At 72.6% G+C, this 17,635-nt stretch carries 16 protein-coding genes, 1 tRNA gene and 1 pseudogene; 2 read left to right on the top strand and 16 right to left on the bottom strand.

Annotated features, from left to right (window positions below; genetic code table 11):
- Positions 1 to 121: 121 nt before the first annotated feature.
- Entirely contained in the window at positions 122 to 1,183 is a 1,062-nt protein-coding gene (locus tag AB0J72_RS10425) for a hypothetical protein (RefSeq protein WP_363397243.1), read from the top strand.
- A 156-nt stretch (positions 1,184 to 1,339) separates the two neighbouring features.
- On the opposite strand, the gene AB0J72_RS10420 is transcribed toward AB0J72_RS10425, so the two are convergent.
- A tRNA-Tyr gene (locus AB0J72_RS10420) sits at positions 1,340 to 1,420 on the bottom strand.
- 99 nt (positions 1,421 to 1,519) lie between these two features.
- Between AB0J72_RS10420 and AB0J72_RS10415 the strand changes: the two genes are divergently transcribed.
- Positions 1,520 to 2,014: a YajQ family cyclic di-GMP-binding protein gene (locus tag AB0J72_RS10415; protein ID WP_363397240.1), complete on the top strand. Its 495-nt coding sequence runs from the start codon at positions 1,520 to 1,522 to the stop codon at positions 2,012 to 2,014.
- A gap of 70 nt (positions 2,015 to 2,084) precedes the next feature.
- On the opposite strand, the gene AB0J72_RS10410 is transcribed toward AB0J72_RS10415, so the two are convergent.
- The 15 genes and pseudogenes from AB0J72_RS10410 to AB0J72_RS10340 all read right to left on the bottom strand — a co-directional run bounded on the left by AB0J72_RS10410 (position 2,085) and on the right by AB0J72_RS10340 (position 17,541).
- Positions 2,085 to 2,234, bottom strand: a complete 150-nt coding sequence (locus AB0J72_RS10410; protein WP_363397237.1) for a hypothetical protein — start codon at positions 2,232 to 2,234, stop codon at positions 2,085 to 2,087.
- A gap of 37 nt (positions 2,235 to 2,271) precedes the next feature.
- Positions 2,272 to 3,477 carry an MFS transporter gene (locus AB0J72_RS10405; RefSeq protein WP_363397234.1) on the bottom strand — a complete coding sequence of 402 codons (1,206 nt, stop codon included), beginning with the start codon at positions 3,475 to 3,477 and terminating at the stop codon, positions 2,272 to 2,274.
- An 85-nt stretch (positions 3,478 to 3,562) separates the two neighbouring features.
- Positions 3,563 to 4,435: a zinc metalloprotease HtpX gene (htpX, locus tag AB0J72_RS10400; RefSeq protein ID WP_363397231.1), complete on the bottom strand. Its 873-nt coding sequence runs from the start codon at positions 4,433 to 4,435 to the stop codon at positions 3,563 to 3,565.
- A gap of 76 nt (positions 4,436 to 4,511) precedes the next feature.
- Positions 4,512 to 6,104, bottom strand: coding sequence for a proton-conducting transporter membrane subunit (locus AB0J72_RS10395; protein ID WP_363397228.1), 1,593 nt, complete (start codon positions 6,102 to 6,104; stop codon positions 4,512 to 4,514).
- A 151-nt stretch (positions 6,105 to 6,255) separates the two neighbouring features.
- The gene (locus tag AB0J72_RS10390) at positions 6,256 to 7,809 is read right to left on the bottom strand and encodes an NADH-quinone oxidoreductase subunit M (protein WP_363397225.1); all 1,554 of its coding nucleotides are present in this window, start codon (positions 7,807 to 7,809) and stop codon (positions 6,256 to 6,258) included.
- Positions 7,806 to 9,656, bottom strand: a complete 1,851-nt coding sequence (locus AB0J72_RS10385) for an NADH-quinone oxidoreductase subunit L (protein WP_363397222.1) — start codon at positions 9,654 to 9,656, stop codon at positions 7,806 to 7,808. Before AB0J72_RS10385 ends, AB0J72_RS10390 begins: the two co-directional genes overlap by 4 nt.
- Positions 9,653 to 9,988: an NADH-quinone oxidoreductase subunit NuoK gene (gene nuoK, locus AB0J72_RS10380; RefSeq protein ID WP_344501862.1), complete on the bottom strand. Its 336-nt coding sequence runs from the start codon at positions 9,986 to 9,988 to the stop codon at positions 9,653 to 9,655. Before nuoK ends, AB0J72_RS10385 begins: the two co-directional genes overlap by 4 nt.
- A complete protein-coding gene (locus tag AB0J72_RS10375; RefSeq protein WP_344501863.1) occupies positions 9,988 to 10,512 on the bottom strand; it encodes an NADH-quinone oxidoreductase subunit J in 525 nt (174 codons plus the stop codon). Before AB0J72_RS10375 ends, nuoK begins: the two co-directional genes overlap by 1 nt.
- An 83-nt stretch (positions 10,513 to 10,595) precedes the next feature.
- Positions 10,596 to 12,179 carry a methyl-accepting chemotaxis protein gene (locus AB0J72_RS10370; RefSeq protein ID WP_363397218.1) on the bottom strand — a complete coding sequence of 528 codons (1,584 nt, stop codon included), beginning with the start codon at positions 12,177 to 12,179 and terminating at the stop codon, positions 10,596 to 10,598.
- A 74-nt stretch (positions 12,180 to 12,253) separates the two neighbouring features.
- Positions 12,254 to 12,751, bottom strand: a pseudogene (locus tag AB0J72_RS10365) (NADH-quinone oxidoreductase subunit I); the annotation flags it as partial.
- A 13-nt stretch (positions 12,752 to 12,764) separates the two neighbouring features.
- On the bottom strand, positions 12,765 to 13,724 hold the full coding sequence (nuoH, locus tag AB0J72_RS10360) for an NADH-quinone oxidoreductase subunit NuoH (protein WP_363397215.1): 960 nt from the start codon (positions 13,722 to 13,724) through the stop codon (positions 12,765 to 12,767).
- Positions 13,724 to 14,290: an NADH-quinone oxidoreductase subunit C gene (locus AB0J72_RS10355; protein ID WP_363397212.1), complete on the bottom strand. Its 567-nt coding sequence runs from the start codon at positions 14,288 to 14,290 to the stop codon at positions 13,724 to 13,726. The genes nuoH and AB0J72_RS10355 overlap by 1 nt, the downstream gene beginning before the upstream one ends.
- Before the next feature lie 10 nt (positions 14,291 to 14,300).
- Entirely contained in the window at positions 14,301 to 14,813 is a 513-nt protein-coding gene (locus tag AB0J72_RS10350) for an NADH-quinone oxidoreductase subunit B family protein (RefSeq protein ID WP_363397209.1), read from the bottom strand.
- Between the two features lie 5 nt (positions 14,814 to 14,818).
- Entirely contained in the window at positions 14,819 to 16,216 is a 1,398-nt protein-coding gene (locus AB0J72_RS10345; RefSeq protein ID WP_363397206.1) for an aminotransferase class V-fold PLP-dependent enzyme, read from the bottom strand.
- Positions 16,213 to 17,541: an MFS transporter gene (locus AB0J72_RS10340; protein WP_363397202.1), complete on the bottom strand. Its 1,329-nt coding sequence runs from the start codon at positions 17,539 to 17,541 to the stop codon at positions 16,213 to 16,215. The genes AB0J72_RS10345 and AB0J72_RS10340 overlap by 4 nt, the downstream gene beginning before the upstream one ends.
- Positions 17,542 to 17,635 lie beyond the last annotated feature (94 nt).

The raw sequence follows: 17,635 nt of genomic DNA, 5'->3' as shown, positions 1-17,635 counted from the left end.
GAACGCATGTACGACAATTTTCGGGACTTCGGGAGCAGACTCAACCGGTAGCGTGCCTACAGGCCCAGGGGACCGTCGGAAGCGAGAACGGCCGCGCCCTCGCGGGTTGTACCGTGCGCGGATGTCCCAGAAATCGCGCACCCCGGTCGCCCTCGGGCTGACCGCGGTTGGGCTCGCCGTCCTCAGCCTGGCGGTCCTGCTCTACGGCGCCTACATCGGAGTCCGGGACACCCACGCCCACGCGGTCCAGGACCTCGGCACCGGGCTCCCCACCGACGTGCTCGAGGCGATCCTCACCGCCGCCACGCTCGAGGCCATGCTGCCGGCGACCCTGCTGGTGGCGGGATTGCTGGTGTGTGCGGGGCTGGCGCTGGCGGGCCGGGACGCCGGGCGCGCCGGGCTGGTGTGGCTGTGCGGCGTCGGGTCCGTCGTGACCCTGGTGCAGTACGCCAATCGCGGGCGCCTGCTGAGCAGGTGGGACTTCGACGTGTGGATCGGCCTACCGGCATGGGCCGGTGCGCTCTGCGTGCTGGTGGCCATGACCGCGCTGGCCGGGGCGACGGTCAGCCTCGGCACCCCGGCCGCCCGCCAGGCGTTCGCGGCGACCGGCATCGAGCAGGCGGGCCGGACCGGACCGCCGGCACCGTTGCGGGCGGCCGTGCCACGGTTCGCGGTGGGCGGCGCGCTCAGTCTTGCCGGGCCCGTCTACATCAACATCGACGACCTCGTGGACGGCGACCTGACGGACCTCGCCAGCCCTGCAGGCCTCATCTTCCTGGCCGGCACCGGCGCGATTGCTGTCGCGGCCGCCGGCGCGTGCTCCGCGGCGTGGGTCGCCGGGCGCGGCTGGCCGAACGGGGCGCGCATCGCCCGGATCGCCGGGGTACTGCTACTGCTCCTGCAGGTGTTGTCCCTGTACTGGGCCACCCGCACCACCGCCACCGGCCTGCGCCTCGACTTCCTCGACAGCGACCTCGAGCTGACCGGCACGCTGATGCTCGTGACCGTCGTGGCCGGCATCGCGGCGACCCTCGGCGGGTTCGCCGGGCTGGCCGACCCGCGCAGCGAGCAGTTCCTTCGACCGGCCAGCCGCACCCTGCATCAGGGTTCGCAGTCCTGGCCGACGGCCGATCCACGGCCCGCGGACGACCCGGCGCCAGCGGGCGGCTACACCGTTCCTTAGTCGTCAGGCCGAGCACAAGGACAAGGACCGCAAGGAGGAGCGGAAACTTCGCCACGACGGGTGAGCCACGGCCGGTCCGGGTGAGACCCAGCGGGACCGACGAGAGAGGGCCGCTACCGGGGTTTCCCCTGGTAACGGCCCTCTCTGCACTGCCGGTGGCGGGTAGAGGATTCGAACCTCTGTAGCTTTCGCGACGGATTTACAGTCCGCTCCCATTGGCCGCTCGGGCAACCCGCCTGGCGGAAGCAAGAATAGCGGTACGCCCCGGGGGCAATGCAAACGGGTACCCTCGGCACGCCCATACCGCCAATCGACCGCACCACAGGAGCAGCTGCCATGGCTTCGGCACCCTCGTTCGACATCGTCAGCAAGGTCGACCGGCAGGAGGTCGACAACGCGCTCAACCAGGCTGAAAAGGAGTTGGGGCAGCGGTTCGACTTCCGCGGCACCGGCGCTGAGATCAAGTGGGCCGGGGAGGAGACGGTCAGCCTCCAGGCGGAGACCGAGGAGCGCGTGGTCGCGGCTCTCGAGGTCTTCAAGGAGAAGCTGGTCAAGCGCAACATCTCGCTCAAGTCGCTGGACGCGGGCGAGCCGCGTGCGTCCGGCAAGACGTACAAGATCGACGCGAAGATCGTGCAGGGCATCGAGTCGGAGAAGGCGAAGGCGATCTCCAAGAAGATCCGCGACGAGGGGCCCAAGGGCGTCCAGGCGCAGATCCAGGGCGATCAGCTGCGCGTGACCGGCAAGAAGAAGGACGACCTGCAGGCGATCATCACGCTGCTCAAGGGCGAGGACTTCGGGATCGCGCTGCAGTTCACCAACTACCGGTGAGCCAACTACCGGGGTGAGCCAAACTACCGGGGTGAGCCGACTACCAGGCGAGCCGACTACCGGTGACGGCTCAGTCCCGGCGGGCCGGCGGGCGCCGCTCGGGGCGCTCCGCGGTCCCCTCGGCCCGGATCAGCACGAAACTGTCGGTGTCACAGATCTCGGTGTCGGCCTTCTCCCGATGATCGGGGTCTGCCAGCACGGCGTGGATCGGCAATGCCATGAGGCAGGACCATACACGGACGTGCTCCTGGCATCACTCATGTGAGTGACGTCTGCGTGGCGACCCGCGCGATCGCGCCGCGCGGGTTGGCCGCCACCAGGGCACCGAACGCGACGGCGGTGCCCGCCAGCAGAAACGCCCAGACGACGCCGCCGGGGCGGTCGACGACGAGTCCCATCGCGGCGACGCCGGCGGCGCCGGACGCCACGGAGACGGTCACCAGCCAGGTGTACGCCTCGTTCAGCATCGAGCCGGGCACGATCTGCCCGACGAGCGAGTTCTGCACGGTGAGGGCCGGGGCGATGGTCGCGCCGCCGAGCACGAGGGCGACGCCGAGCGCCAGCGCGCTGGGCATCGCGGCCAGGATCAGGATGCTGGCGGAGACCCCGCCGAGCAGCCAGCCGAGGCGCCCCGGCGGGCGCGTGCCGAAGTAGAAGCCGCTCACGGCGCTGCCGATGCCCCACACCCCGAGCAGCAGCCCGCCAACGCCGGCCGGGTCGTGTTCGACGTACGCGGTGGCGTACGCCGGCACCGCGACCCCGACCCCGCCGAACGCGAACCCGAGGCCGAACGCGGTCACCAGCAGCGGCACGAAGCCGGGGACCCGCAGCGGGCCGAGGCCCTTGGCGTTGGTGTGGTCGGCGTGGCGGCGCCAGGACCGGATGGCCCGGCCCCGGGCGACGGTCAGGGTGCCGAGGAGCGTGACGCCGGCGGCGGCGCTGAGCGCGACCGCGGGCTGCCACAGCACGACGCACAGCGCGACCAGCATCGGCCCGGCCACGAAGACGATCTCGAACAGCGCCGTCTCGGCCGCGAGCGCCGTCACCCGTACGTGTGGCAGGTCGGCGGTCAGCGCGTTCCACGTCCCCCGCACGGCGGCCGTCAGCGGTGGGAACGTGGCGCCGGCCAGCACCGCTGTACCGACGACGAACGGCATCGGGGAATGCCGGAGCGCGACCACGATCAGCGCCGCGAGGGCGAGCGGGTGGGCGATGCCCGTGACGAGCAGGACCGGCCCGGGACCGACCCGGTCGGCGAGCCGCCCGGCGATCGGGCTGGCCGCGGCACCCGCGAGGGCGTAGACGGCGCAGGCGGCGGCGGCCTGCGCGTACCGGCCGGTCGTCTGCTGCAGGAGCAGCAGCAGTGACAGCGAGACCATGCCGATGCCGAGCCGGGCGATCACGCCGACGACCAGGAGGACCGGTGCGCCGGGGAGCCGCCAAACCGCCGCGTACTGCCGCAACGCACTGCCTCATTTCCTGCCGGTAACGGGTGAAGAGCCTGCCGATCCTAACGGCAGGCTCCGGTCACCCGTTCAGGAATTTGCGTCAGCGGCGCGTGACCCCCGCCATCTGCTCCAGCCTGGCGATCCGCTGCTCCATCGGCGGGTGGGTCGAGAACAGCGATGCGATGCCCCCGCCCCGCAGCGGGTTGTCGATCATCAGGTGGGCCTGGCTGGCGAGCTGACCGTCGGCCGGCAGCGGCAGGGCCTGCGTACCGCGATGGATCTTGCGCAGGGCGCTGGCCAGGGCGAGCGGGTCCGTGGTGAGCCGGGCGCCCGACTCGTCCGCCTGGTACTCACGGCTGCGGCTGATGGCGAGCTGGATCACGGTCGCGGCGAGCGGGCCGAGGATCAGCATCAGCAGCAGGCCGCCGACGCCCGGGCCGTCGTCGTCGCTCGACGAGCCCCCGATCGGCAGGAAGATCGCCAGCTGCGCCAGCATGGTGATCATGCCGCCGAGCGCGCCGGCGACGCTCGAGATGAGAATGTCGCGGTTGTACACGTGTGACAGCTCGTGTCCGATCACGCCGCGCAGCTCGCGCGGGGTGAGGATGCCGAGGATGCCCTGCGTGACGGCGACCGCCGCGTGCCGTGGGCTGCGCCCGGTGGCGAAGGCGTTCGGTTGCGCCGTCGGGCTGATGTACAGCCTGGGCATCGGCTGCCCGGCGGACGTCGCGAGCTCCCGGACGATGGCGTAGAACTCGGGCGCCTGGGCCTCGGTGACAGGCTGGGCGTTCATCGCACGCAGGGACAGCTTGTCGGAGAAGAAGTAGCTGAACGCGTTCATGCCGAGCGACAGGAACACGGCGATGACCAGGCCGGTGCTGCCACCGAGCCAGTAGCCGACGAGCAGGATCAGCGAGGTCAGCAGCCCCAGGAGGGCCGCCGTCTTGAGACCGTTGAGATGCCTGTGCTGCATACCATCTACAACACCGCGATCGGCCGTGCCCCTTCCCCACGCCGGCTGTGAGCTGGCTGAACGTCTCGTCCGAGCCTCATGGGGTGAAGAACGCCGCCAGCTCGAGCACTCCCTGCGGCGCCAGCCCGACCAGCACCGCGAGCACGGCGGCCACCCCGACCGCCGCGGCGACCGGCCACCCGGCGCGCACCGGCGCCGAAACCGGTGCCATGACGGGTGCGGTGTCCAATGCCGCTGCGATGGCCGGTGCCGGCGAGGTCGCCGGTGACGGTGCGCCCGTAGTGGCCGGGGCCGGGGTGGTGACCGCCACCGCCGGTTCCGCGGTCGCGAACAGGCTCGCGACGACCCGGATGTAGTACGCGAGGCCGATGACCGCGTTGATCGCGACGACGATCGCCAGCCACGCCGCGTCGCCGCCGAGCAGGGACCGCACCACGGCGACCTTGGCGAACAGGCCGGCCAGGCCCGGCGGCAGCCCCGCGAGGCCCGTCAACGCGATCACCAGGACCGCCGTCAGCCATGGCGAGCGGCGGGCGAGCCCCCGGTAGTCGGCGATCTCACCGCCGTCGGCGCTGCCCCGGACCGCGACGACGGCGGCGAACGCCGAGAACTCGAGGATGACGTAGAAGAGGGCGTACGCGACGGTCGCGGCGACGGCGAGCGCGACCGCCTCGGTGGTGCGGCCGCCGCTCGCCAGGAGCGCGCCGAGCGGGGCCAGCACGTAGCCCGCCTGGGCCACCGACGACCAGGCGAGCAGGCGCACCATGCGCCGCTGCCGGAGGGCGACGAGGTTGCCGACCGTCATGCTGAGCACGGCGAGCACCGCGAGCGTCAGCCCCGACGTGGCGAGGACCGGACCGCCGGCCAGCACACCGACGCGCAGCAGCGCGACAACCCCACCGAGCTTCGAGGCGGTCGACAGGTACGCGGCGACCGGCAGCGGGGCGCCGTCATACGTGGCCGGCGCCCAGGCGTGCGCGGGCACGGCGGCGACCTTGAACGCCAGCCCCGCCAGCAGCAGCACAATGCCGACCTTCAGCAGCGGGCGCAGCTCGGGCACGGCGAGGTCCGCCCGGGCGATGTCGGCGAGGTGCACGCCGCCGGTCGCCGTGTAGACGAGGGCGGCCCCGAGCAGCGCCACCGCCGTCGACACGACGCTGACCACGAAGAACGTGACCGCCGCCGACGCCCCGGCGGTGGCGCCGCGCCTGATGCCGACCAGCAGGTACAGCGGCAGGGTGAGCGTCTCGAGCGCCACGATCAGCGTGATCAGGTCGCGGGCGCCGCCGAGGACGACCGCGCCGGTCAGCGAGCAGGCGAGCAGGAAGCAGTACTCGCCGACGGGCACCTCGCCCGTCCGCAGCACCGGCAGCGACAGCGCCACCGCGCCGAGCGCCAGGATCGCGAACGCGGCACCGACGGCCGCGGCGGCCGGGTCCGCCACCAGCGAGCACTGGTCGGGCCCGACGCAGAACGCGGTCCGCCGGCCGGCGTCACCGAGCCCCAGCCCGACCCCGATGGCGGTGCCCGCGGTCGCCACCATCCCGACCGCCGTCGTCCCCACGACCGCGCCCAGCCTGCCCGGCGCGACCAGGTCGGCGAGCAGCGCGAGGACCGCGGTGGCCGCGGCGACATACGTCGGCAGCAGCGCGATCTGGTCGATCGTCATCGCCCGACCTCCCTGACAGGCTCACGGCCCACCGACCCGGGCGCGAACCCGGACTCCGGGCCAGGCAGGACCCAGGCCGCCGAACCGGGCCCGTGGTCGGGGCGCGAGCCGGGTGCGGTGGCCCGGGGTGCGGCGCGGAGGGTGGCGGGCGTCATCGGGTGATCACGCCTGCCAGTGCGTCGGCGGCGCCGGCGGAGAAGAACAGGACGCCCATCGGGACCACGCCGATGGCGAGGGTGAGGACGATCAGCGGGGACCAGGCGACCAGTTCGCCCGGTCGGAGGCGGCCGGTCGCGGTCGTGGCGAGCGCCGTGACCGGTGGCGTCGCGGCGCCGTGGGTGACGCGGCGGAGCAGGCGCAGGAAGTACGCGGCGGCGAGGGCGGCGCCGGCGGCCGCGACGACGCCGAGGGTGGTCCAGAGGGGGCCGCCGCGCTCGAAGGCGGCGACGACCGCGAACGCCTCACCCCAGAAGCCGGCGAGGCCGGGCAGCCCCAGGGACGCGATGGCCGCGAACGCGAGGACGCCGCTGAGGGCCGGCGCCGTCTCCCGCAGCCCGCCGAGCTGGGCGAGGTCGCCGGTGTGCGTGCGGTCCTTGATGCCGCCCGCCACGAAGAACAGCAGGCCCGTGACGACGCCGTGGGCGATGTTGCCGATGAGGGCGGCCTGGAAGCCGGTCGTGGTGAGGGTGGCGACGCCGAGGAGGACGAAGCCCATGTGGCCGACGGACGAGTACGCGATGAGGCGCTTGAGCTCCGTCTGGGCGAGGCACACGAGGCCCCCGACGATGATGGCGGCGGTCGCGAGGATCCCGAGGACCGGTGCGCTGCGGGCGGCGGCCTCCGGCGCGACGCCGACGGCGACGCGGAGCAGGCCATAGGTGCCCATCTTCAGCAGGACGCCGGCGAGGATGACCGAGCCGACGGTCGGCGCCTCGGTGTGGGCGGCGGGCAGCCAGGTGTGCAGCGGCCAGAGCGGGCTCTTCACCGCGAACGCCACGGCGAGCAGCACGAACGCGAGCAGCTGCACGCCGCCGCCCATCCGGGTGCTCGTCGGGTCGGACAGCGCGACGAGGTCGCCGGTGCCGGCGGCCGACACGACGGTGAAGACGCCGACGAGCAGCAGCACCGAGCCGAACAGCGTGTACAGCACGAACTTGCGCGCGGCGCGGCGGCGGTCGGGGCCGCCCCAGACGGCGATGACCGCATACATCGGCAGGAGGACGACCTCGAAGAACACGAAGAACAGCACCAGGTCGAGGGCGAGGAACACGCCGATGATGCCGACCTCGAGGACCAGCAGCAGCGCCACGAGGAGCCGCCCGCGGCCGGGGTCGGGCACCCGCCAGAGGCAGTACGCGCAGCAGAGCATCGTCAGCCCGGCCGTGAGCGCCACGAGCGGAAACGAGATCCCGTCGATGCCGAGATGGAATCGCAGGCTCAGGTCGGGCGCCCACGGCAGGTCGATCTCGGCCCACGGGGCGATGGGGTTGGCCTTGATGGGCGCGAACGTCGGGACCTCGCTCGCCGACGACGGCGGATCCCCGCCGGGCAGGAACGCGAGGACCACGCCGCAGTTCGCGGCGGCGAACGCGGCGCCACCGATGCGGGCGACCCGGTCGAGCCTCGCCGGCATGCCCGCCGCGAAGAGGGCTCCGATCGCCGGGACGATCAGCAGCGCGAGGAGCAGACCCTGATCGGCGCTCACCAGGACACCCCCACGACAAGTGCGACGACAGCGGTCAGTAGGGCGGCGCCGGTCAGGACGGTGGTGACGGCGCGGGGCAGGCCGGCGGTGTGGGCCCGGGTGAGGAGGCCGCCGGTGGTCGTGGCGGCGGTGCCCGTGGCGTCGACGGCGCCATCGACGGCGGACTCGTCGGTGCGGCGGGCGAGGCGGGCCAGGGCCGTGACCGGGCGGGTGACCAGGGCGTCCTGGACGGCGTCGAGGTAGAAGGCGTTGGCCAGGAGGCGGGTGACGGCCGTGTCGGGCAGGGCGGCGGCCGGGTCGCGCCGCCAGGCGAGGGCAGCCCCCGCGACCAGCAGGGCGAGCGGGATCAGCGCGAAGGCGCCCACCTCGGCGATGGGCCCGGCGCCGCCGAGGCGGGCGGCGAAGGCGGCCGACAGACCGGCGAAGCCGAGCAGGACCGTCGGCACCGCCAGGACGAGGAGCGGGCCGCGCATCGCCCACGGTGGCTCGTGCGCGGTGCGGGCGGTGTCGGTGCGGGCGTCGCCGAAGAACGTGCGGCGCCAGAGGCGGACCACGTAGGCCGCGGTGAGCAGGACGGTGAGCGCGGCGGCGGCCAGCACGAGCCAGGCCGCCCATCGGGGCAGCGAGGACGCGGCGGCCTCGTCGTGGGCGGCGTGCCAGGCGGCCTCGATGATCGAGTCCTTGCTCCAGAAGCCGGCGAGGGGCGGGACGCCGGCGAGGGCGGCGAGGCCGGCGGTCATGGTCCAGAAGGTCACCGGCATGCGGGGGCGCAGCCCGCCCATGGCGGCCATGAGGTTGGTGCCGACGGCGTGGATGACGGCGCCGGCCGCGAGGAAGAGCAGCGCCTTGAAGGCGGCGTGCGTGAGCAGGTGGAACAGGGCCGCAGCCGGGGCACCGACGGCGAGGGCGCCGGTCATGTACCCCAGCTGGCTGACCGTCGACCAGGCCAGGACCCGTTTGATGTCGTCCTGCCCGAGGGCGGCGAGGGCGCCGAGCAGCATCGTGATCGAGGCCATGACCGCGAGGACGGTGACGGCCGCGGCCGAGCGCTCGAACAGCGGGTGGAGCCGGGCGACGACATAGACGCCGGCGGCGACCATCGTCGCGGCGTGGATCAGGGCGGAGATCGGGGTCGGGCCGGCCATGGCGTCGGGCAGCCAGGTGTGCAGCGGGAACTGGGCGCTCTTGCCGGCGACGCCCGCGAGGAGCAGGACGCACGCGGCGGTGAGGGTGCCGGCCGGCAGGTCCGCCCCGAAGATGTCGGCGATGCGGAAGCTGTGGGCCTGCAGCCCGAGCAGCACGATGCCGAGCAGGAAGCCGACGTCGCCGACGCGGGTGACGAGGAACGCCTTGACCGCGGCGCGGGGCGCCTCGGGGAGCCGGCGGTCGTGGCCGATCAGCAGGTAGGAGCAGATGCCCATGATCTCCCAGCCGACCAGCAGGGCGATCAGGTCGCCGGAGACGACGACGAGCAGCATCGCGCCGGTGAACAGGCTGACCTGCGCGGCATAGGGCGCATAGCGCTCGTCGTCGTGCAGGTAGGCCACCGAGTAGAGCTGGACGCAGAGCGCGACGACGCCGACGGCAACCGCGACCAGGCCGGCCGGGCCGTCGAGCCAGGTGCCGAGCCGCACGGAGAACCGCCCGAACTCCGCGACGGTGAGCCCCGCGTCGGCCGGCCGCGGCCCCCGCACGGCGACGGCGACGGCGCAGGCCAGGGCGGCCGCCGCGGCGCCGGTGCCGAGCGCGGCCGCGACGCCGCGGCGCTGATACCGCAGGAGCAGCCCGAGCAGCCCGGCGGCGAACGGGACGGCGGGCAGCGCGAGCCCGAGCAGGTCCGCCTTCACCGTGCCACCTCCGAGTCGGGTGCGGGGGCCTCGGTGAGCGGCAGGTCCTCGACGTCGACGGACCGGCGCAGCCGGTACAGCTGGAGGATCAGCGCGAGCCCCACGCCGATCTCGGCGGCGGCGAGCACGATGACGAACAGGGTGAAGGACTGGCCGCTGTGCGGCACGACCGACCGGATCGTCGCGTCGGCGGTGACGAACACCAGGTTGACGGCATTGAGCAGCAGCTCGACCGCCATCAGCAGCAGCACGGCATTGCGCCGGACGATCACGCCATAGACGCCGATGGCGAAGAGCAGCGCCGCGATCGTGAACGGCAGGACCGGATGCATCAGCGCCCCCGCGAGTCGGAACGGGAGCGGGTGCTGATGTCGGGCCGGGACACCACGATCGCGCCGACCAGCGCCGCCAGCAGCAGCACCGACACCAGCTCGAAGGGCAGGACCCAGGTGCGGAACACCGCGCCGCCGATCGCCTCGGCGGTGCCGGGCGCGGGCAGCCCGACCCGGCTCCAGTGGAACGCGTCGGCGAACAGGACCACGAGCCCGGCGCCAGCGCCGGCGCCGACGAGCGCGCCGGGCCAGCGGGCCCGGTCGAGATCGTCGCTGGCGCCGATCGGCGCGCGGGTCAGCATCACCGCGAAGAGCAGCAGCACCACGACGGCGCCGACATAGAGCAGCACCTGCACCCAGGCGAGCAGCTCGGCCGACAGCACGAGATAGAGCCCGGCCACCGCGCCGAGCGTGACGACGAGCCACAGCCCGGCGCGCACGACGTGGCGGGTGGTCACGACCAGCAGGCCCGCGCCCAGCGCGACGGCGCCGAGCGCGGCGAGCAGCACATCCGCCGCTGTCATCTCGATGCCACCCTCATGGCGGACATCCTGCCACCAGGGTGTGACAGGTTTCGACCGGCGGGCGGCAAAAGACGAGCAAAAAGCTACGCCCGGAAGCGCGACACCACCCGGCTCAGCTCCGCGGACATGCCCGCCAGCTCCGCCGCCGCCGTCTCCGTCTCCTGCACGCCGACGCTCGTGGACTGCGCCGCCTTCGCCACCCGGTCGATGCTGGCCGCGATCTCGGTGCTGCCGTTCGCCGCGTTCGCCGCGTTGCGCCCCATCTCGTTCGTCGTCGCGGTCTGCTCCTCGACCGCCGAGGCGATCGTCGTCTGGTAGCCGTTGACGCTCTCGATGACCTCGCTGATGCGGCTGATCGCGGCCACGGCGCTGGCCGCGTCGGCCTGGATCGCGGAGATCCGCTGGCTGATGTCCTCGGTGGCCTTCGCGGTCTCCTGGGCGAGGTCCTTGACCTCGTTGGCGACGACGGCGAAGCCCTTGCCGGCCTCGCCGGCGCGGGCGGCCTCGATCGTCGCGTTCAGCGCGAGCAGGTTGGTCTGGGCCGCGATGCCGGTGATGACGTTGATGACGTTGCCGATCTCGGCGCTGGACTCGCCGAGCTTCGCCATGGTGCGGGTGGTCTCGTTGGCGGCCTCCATGGCCTCGTTGGCGACCCGGACCGCCTCGGTGGCGTTCTGCGCGATCTCGCGGATGCTCTCGTTCATCTCGTCGGTGCCGACGGCGACGGTCTGCACGTTGCGCGACACCTCGCCGGCCGCGCCGCTGACGGCGGTGGCCTGCTCGGCGGCGTCGTCGACGCCGGAGGCGATGGTGCGGGCAACGCCGGTGAGCCGGTTGGACGAGCCGGCCAGGGACGTCGCGGAGGTGCCGACGAGGCGGACCATCTCCGCGATGCGGTCGAGGCTGTCGTTCAGCGACCGGCCCATCTGGCCGACCTCGTCGCCGCTGGTCACGTCCATGCGGGCGGTCAGGTCGCCGCCGGCGACCTCGTCCAGGACGGTCTTGGCACGGCGCACCGAGCGCACGATCGAGCGGGCGACGAGACCCGCGAGGAGCATCGACAGCGCGATGCCGAGCACCAGCATGACGATCAGGCTGGTCCGGGCGGAGCTGTAGGTGTCGGTGGCCCGGTCGGAGATCTTCTTCGCGTTCGCCTGCTCGATGTCGGCGATCTTGCTGCCGGTGTTCTGCTGCGCCTCCAGGATCGCGCCCATCTCCGGCTTGAAGAGCACCCCCATGGCGGCGGGCGTGTTGCCCTGCCGGGCGGCCGGCAGCAGCTGCTCGTCGCGGATCTTGCGGACCGCGGTCATCTGCCTGGCCAGCTCGTCGGCGAGCTGCCTGCCCTCGGCGGTGTGCCGGCTGGCGAGGTAGCCCGCGTACGCGGCGTCGAACTCGGCGTCGACCGGCTTGACGTACCCGGTGACGATCTGGTCGAGGTTCGCCGCCGGGCTGATGGCCGCCGCGTACATGAGCAGCTGCGTCTCGGTCCAGTGGTTCTGCATCCGCTGGGCGTTGTACCCGGGGGCGCCGGCCGTCGCGTACACGTCGCCGGTGTGCTGGTTGAGCACCCGCAGGCGGGTGATCCCGTAGACGCCGACCACCACCGTCACCACCGAGACGAGCAGGAAGCCGATGAACAGTTTCTGCGAGATCCCCAGCCGGGACATGCCGCCACCTCCGTGCAGTCGGCCGCGGCGAAGGCGCGGCTCACCACGAGGATCGGTCAGGCAGCGCCGCGACCTGAGCGTTTTGCGGCGGCGGTCTGCTCTTTGGCCGGTTCGCCCCGGGGGTCGTGGGCCGGCGGGGCGGGGACGGTCGCGACCCACTCCTCCAGGCGTTCCTTCTCGTGCAGCAGGTCCCGGATGTCGTGCTCGGCGTACTCGAACTCGGGCGTCCAGTGCAGCGCGTCGAAGGGGCACACCTCGATGCAGATCCCGCAGTACATGCAGAGGGAGAAGTCGATCGCGAACCGGTCGAGCACGTTGCGCTGCCGGGCCCGCGCCGCGCCCGGGACGACGACCTCCTCCTTGTGGGAGTCGATGTAGATGCACCAGTCGGGGCACTCCCGGGCGCACAGCATGCAGACCGTGCAGTTCTCCTCGATGAGCGCGATGACGCCGCGGCTGCGGGGCGGCAGATCGGGCTCGACGTCCGGGTACTGGTGCGTGTGGGAGCGCTGGGTCAGCGTGCCGAGCGTGACGGCGAGACCCTTGACGAGGCCCTTACCAGGAATGTCCATAGTCGGAGACCTTTCAGAGCGCGACCTTGACCGCGGCGGTGAGCACGAGCTGCAGCAACGCGAGGGGGACGAGGATCAGCCAGCAGAGGCGCTGGAGCTGGTCCTCGCGCAGCCGCGGATACGCCACCCGCAGCCAGATCACGACGAACGCGACGGCGAAGACCTTCAGGAGTGTCCACAGCCAGCCGAGCTGGTCGTCGAACGGCCCCTTCCAGCCGCCGAGGAACAGCACGGTGGTGAGGGCGGCGATGACGACGATGCCGACATACTCGGCCAGCAGGAAGAACGCGAAGCGCAGGCCCGTGTATTCGGTCATGTAGCCGAAGACCAGCTCGGAGTCGGCGATCGGCATGTCGAAGGGCGGGCGGCGGATCTCGGCGAGCCCGGCGGTGAAGAAGATCAGCATCGCGGGGAGCTGCCACAGCAGCCACCAGGGGCGCCACGCCTCGACGATGCCGGACAGCGACAGCGTGCCGGCGGCCATCGCGACCGACGCCGCCGACAGCACGAACGGCAGCTCGTAGCCGAGCAGCTGCGCGGCCGCCCGCAGCCCGCCGAGCAGCGAGTACTTGTTGGCCGAGGACCAGGCCGCCATGAGCACGGCGATGACGCCGATGCCGACGACCGCGAGGACGAAGAACAGCCCGACGTCGAGCGGCTGGGCGACGAGGCCGTGCGGGCCGAGCGGGATGACGAGCAGGACGGCCAGGTAGGGCAGCAGCGCGACGACCGGCGCGAGCCGGAACACCGGCCGGTCGGCGGCGCGCGGGGTGATGTCCTCCTTCTGCACGAACTTGACGCCGTCGGCGACCAGCTGGGCCCAGCCGTGGAAGGCGCCGGCGTACATGGGGCCGAGGCGGCCCTGCATGTGCGCCATCACCTTGTGCTCGGCCTGGCCGACGATGAGCGGCAGGGTGAGGAACGCGCCGACGACGACCAGCACGCGCAGCGCCAGCTCCAACCAGATCGGCATCAGGTCCGGCCTCCCGGCCACTCGCTGGGGTCCGGGACGCCCGGTGGACGCATCGGGGCACGCTTGCTGGCGGTGTGCTCGCTCTCCCCGGGCTCCTTCGCGCCGGGCCACGGCTTGGCGACCCGGGACGCGAGGACGAACTCCTTGCGCAGCGGGTGCCCCTCGAACTCCGGCGGCAGCAGCAGCGGCGTGAGCGCGTCGTTGCCGGTGAAGTCGATGTCGAACATCTCGTGGGTCTCGCGCTCGTGCCAGGCCGCACCCGGATAGACACTGACGGCGGTGGGCACCGACGGCGCGAGCCGCGGCAGCACCGCACGCACCAGGACGCCGGACAGGCGCGACGTCGAATAGACGTGCGCGACCACGGTGAAGCCACCCGGCAGCTCGTCGACGGCGGACAGCCAGTCGAAGAAGTCACAGGCCAGCTCGTCGCGCGCGATGCGGAGCGCCTCCGCCCAGCGCTCCGGCGGCACGTCGACCGTCGGCCGGGCGAAGCGGCCGCCGCCGGCCGACTCGGTCACGGACGCACCGTCGCCGAACAGCTCGCCGATCTCGTCCGAATCCATGCCCGCGATCCTAAGGCTTGCGCACCGGAGGGGCGGTGAGCGCTTTGACGTCGGTCCGGTTGACGCCGCCGAGCCCCGACTGCTCCCCCGCGATCTTGTCCTGGAGCTTCATGATGCCGTGCAGCAGCGCCTCGGGCCGGGGCGGGCAGCCGGGGATGTAGACGTCGACGGGGATGATCTGGTCGACGCCCTTGGTGACGGAGTAGGAGTCCCAGTAGGGCCCGCCGCAGTTGCTGCACGCGCCGAAGCTGATCACGTACTTCGGCTCGGGCATCTGGTCATAGAGCCGCTTGACCGCGGGCGCCATCTTGTCGGTGACGGTGCCGGAGACGACCATGAGGTCGGCCTGGCGCGGCCCGTGCGCGAACGGGATGACGCCGAGGCGCATGAAGTCGTGCCGCCCCATCGAGGTGGCGATGAACTCGATCGCGCAGCAGGCGAGACCGAAGTTGAACACCCACAGCGAATAGCGGCGGCCCCAGTTGAGCACGAACTTGATCGGGTCGCCCAGGACACTCGACATGTCTGTCAGCCTACGCTCGTCGGCCGCTGCAACAGACTTAGGAATGCGACCAGTAACTGCTCGCGCACGGCCGGCGGCGCCGCGTTCAACAGCGTGTTGATCACGGCCATCCGATCGGGCAGGACGGACGAGCCGGACCCGACGCCCAACGCCGATGCGAGCGACGAAACGTCGCCAACAAGCGAAAAGATGTCAGGCGGCAGCGCGACGGGCCCGAGCGCGCGGGCGGCGTCGACCGAGGCGGCGAGATCGGCGGCGAACTCCGACACCCGGGGCGCGACGGCCGCGGTCACCGTCAGGTGTACCGACGGCGCGATGTCCCCGTGCTGGAACTGCGGCTGCGTGTGCCACCCCCGCGCCGCCAGCTCGTCCGCGAGCACGAAGAGATCCACCGAGGTGGACTGGAACGCGACCACCGTCGACTCGACCGGCAGCAGGACGAGCCCGTCCACGGCGGAGACGGCGGCTGCGAGGCCGCGCACCGCGTCAAGGGTGGTCGCGGCCAGCGCCAGGTAGCCGTCGTCGCCGAGGTGCCGCAGCGTCGCCCACGCGGCCGCGATCGGCCCGCCGGAGCGGGTCGAGGAGATGACCGGGTTGACCATCGTGTACCCCGGCCAGTCGGCGTAGCCGAAGTACTGCGGCAGCCGCAGCTGCTCGTCGCGGTGCAGCAGGACCGAGACGCCCTTCGGCGCGTACGCGTACTTGTGCAGGTCGACGGAGATGCTGGTGACCCCCGGGACGGACAGGTCGAACGGCGGGACCGGCTCGCCGAGGCGGCGCAGGAACGGCAGCGTCCACCCGCCGAAGCAGGCGTCGACGTGGCAGCGGACCCCGGCCGCGGCGGCGGCGGCCGCGATCGGCTCGACCGGGTCGATGAGCCCGTGCGCGTAGGACGGCGCCGAGCACGCCACGAGCACCGTGGAGGGCCCGATGGCCGCCGCGACCGCCTCCGGGTCGACCCGGAGGTCGGCGCCGACCGGTACGACATCCAGCGCCACCCGGAGGTAGGCGGCGGCCTTCGCGAGCGCGGCGTGCGCCGTCACCGGCATCACCAGGCGCGGCTCGGCGATGTGCGGCGCGGCGTCCCGGGCGGCCTTCACGGCGAGGATGAGCGACTCGGTGCCGCCGCTGGTGACGCTGCCGACCGTCGCCGGGCCGCCGCCGAGGACCGCCGCGGCCATCCCGACGAGGTCGTTCTCCATCCGCAGCAGCGACGGGAACGCGGTCGGGTCCAGCCCGTTGACGTGCGCGGACGACGCGTACGCGGCGGCGGCCAGCTCGTCGAGCCCGGGCACCGCCGGGTCGTAGACGTAGGCGAACAGCCGCCCGCCGTGCGTCGGCAGGTCAGCCTTGCGCAGCTCGGCGAGCTCCGCGAGCACCTGCTCGGCCGGGACACCCTTCACGAGACCTCCTCGGTGAGCCGTCGTTCGGTCAGGTCGTAGCCTCGCAGACCGATGAGCGCCGATGCCACGACGATGGCCGGCACGACGGTGAACCCGAGCAGGACCCCGAGTTTCGCGGTGTCCGACTGTACGGCCGCCTCCCCCGACGAGCTGGAGACGTATCCGAAGATCGCCAGCAGGACGGCGAAGACGCCGGGGCCGAGCGCCATGCCGAACGTCTCCCCCGCGGTCCACAGACCGGTGAACACGCCGGCCTGGCGCCGCCCGGTCCGCCGCGCGTCGAAGGCGATGCAGTCCGGCAGCATGGCCATGCCGAAGACCTGCTGGCCCGCGTATCCGCTGCCGACGAGCCCGGTGAGGACGTACACGGCGGCGGCGGGCAGGAACGGGGCGAGCGCCAGCAGCGCCGCGGCGGCCGCGAACACCAGCGACGCGACCGTGTAGGAGCGCAGCTTCCCGAGCCGCGCGCCGACCCGGGTCCAGACCGGCATCACGAGCAGCGCCGGGCCGACGAAGCAGGCGAAGAGCAGCGTCGCGCCGGTGTCCGGGGACTCGAGGATCTGCGTGGCGAAGTAGCTGACCCCGGCGAGCATCGTGGCGATGCCGGCGGCCTGCACGACGAAGCAGATCAGCAGCAGCCGGAACGGCCGGTTGCCCCGCACGACCTTCAGCTGCGCGGCGAACGACGGCTCGCTCGGCAGCACCGTGCCGACCGGGGCGCTCCGCGTGCCGAAGAACGAGCCGAACGTGCCGATGAGGATCAGCGCCGCGACGAACACCCCCATCGCCCGGTGACCGGGGACACCGCCCCCGAACTGCTTCGTCACCATCGGCGACAGCGCCCCGGACACCAGGATCGCGACCGCGAGGATCGCGACCCGCCAGCTCATCAGCCGGGTCCGCTCGGCGTAGTCGTCGGTCATCTCGGCCGGCATCGCGACGTAGGGCACCTGGTAGAACGCGAACGCGGTCGCCGCGAGCAGGAACATCACGGCCGCGTAGGCGGCCGAACCGCCACCGAACGGCGCGGCGAAGATGCCGGCGAACAGCACCGCGAGCGCGAGCCCGCCGAAGAGCAGAAATGGTCGCCTGGCACCCATCGAGGTGCGAGTACGATCGGAAATCCTCCCGGCAACCGGGTTGATCAGCACGTCCCACGCCTTCGGCGCCAGCACCAGCAGCCCGGCCACCCCGGCAGCGACGCCGAGGGTGTCCGTCAGGTATGGCAGCAGGAGGAGTCCCGGCACGGTGCCGAACGCGCCGGTGACCAGTGAGCCGAGGGCATAGCCCGCCCGCACACGTCCCGGCAGGACCTCGGTTCGCACGTCTGGGGCCATGGTCCACGGATGCTAGCCATCGCCTCGCAGGAAAGGAACCTCCGCTGTCCACCGCGCTGCTGCAGCCCCAGTCACGCCCCAG

The organism is Dactylosporangium sp. NPDC049742 (genome assembly GCF_040674675.1).
Taxonomy (GTDB): domain Bacteria; phylum Actinomycetota; class Actinomycetes; order Mycobacteriales; family Micromonosporaceae; genus Dactylosporangium; species Dactylosporangium maewongense.
This window is presented reverse-complemented; position numbering and strand designations above follow the sequence as displayed.

Excerpts from the sequence above, each read along its gene's own strand:
- AB0J72_RS10425 (WP_363397243.1), top strand. The coding sequence starts at position 122 with ATGTCCCAGAAATCGCGCACCCCGGTCGCCCTCGGGCTGACCGCGGTT.
- AB0J72_RS10395 (WP_363397228.1), bottom strand. The coding sequence starts at position 6,104 with ATGACGATCGACCAGATCGCGCTGCTGCCGACGTATGTCGCCGCGGCC.
- AB0J72_RS10370 (WP_363397218.1), bottom strand. The coding sequence starts at position 12,179 with ATGTCCCGGCTGGGGATCTCGCAGAAACTGTTCATCGGCTTCCTGCTC.
- AB0J72_RS10410 (WP_363397237.1), bottom strand. The coding sequence starts at position 2,234 with ATGGCATTGCCGATCCACGCCGTGCTGGCAGACCCCGATCATCGGGAG.
- nuoH (WP_363397215.1), bottom strand. The coding sequence starts at position 13,724 with ATGCCGATCTGGTTGGAGCTGGCGCTGCGCGTGCTGGTCGTCGTCGGC.
- htpX (WP_363397231.1), bottom strand. The coding sequence starts at position 4,435 with ATGCAGCACAGGCATCTCAACGGTCTCAAGACGGCGGCCCTCCTGGGG.
- AB0J72_RS10415 (WP_363397240.1), top strand. The coding sequence starts at position 1,520 with ATGGCTTCGGCACCCTCGTTCGACATCGTCAGCAAGGTCGACCGGCAG.
- AB0J72_RS10355 (WP_363397212.1), bottom strand. The coding sequence starts at position 14,290 with ATGGATTCGGACGAGATCGGCGAGCTGTTCGGCGACGGTGCGTCCGTG.
- nuoK (WP_344501862.1), bottom strand. The coding sequence starts at position 9,988 with ATGCATCCGGTCCTGCCGTTCACGATCGCGGCGCTGCTCTTCGCCATC.
- AB0J72_RS10375 (WP_344501863.1), bottom strand. The coding sequence starts at position 10,512 with ATGACAGCGGCGGATGTGCTGCTCGCCGCGCTCGGCGCCGTCGCGCTG.
- AB0J72_RS10350 (WP_363397209.1), bottom strand. The coding sequence starts at position 14,813 with ATGTCGAGTGTCCTGGGCGACCCGATCAAGTTCGTGCTCAACTGGGGC.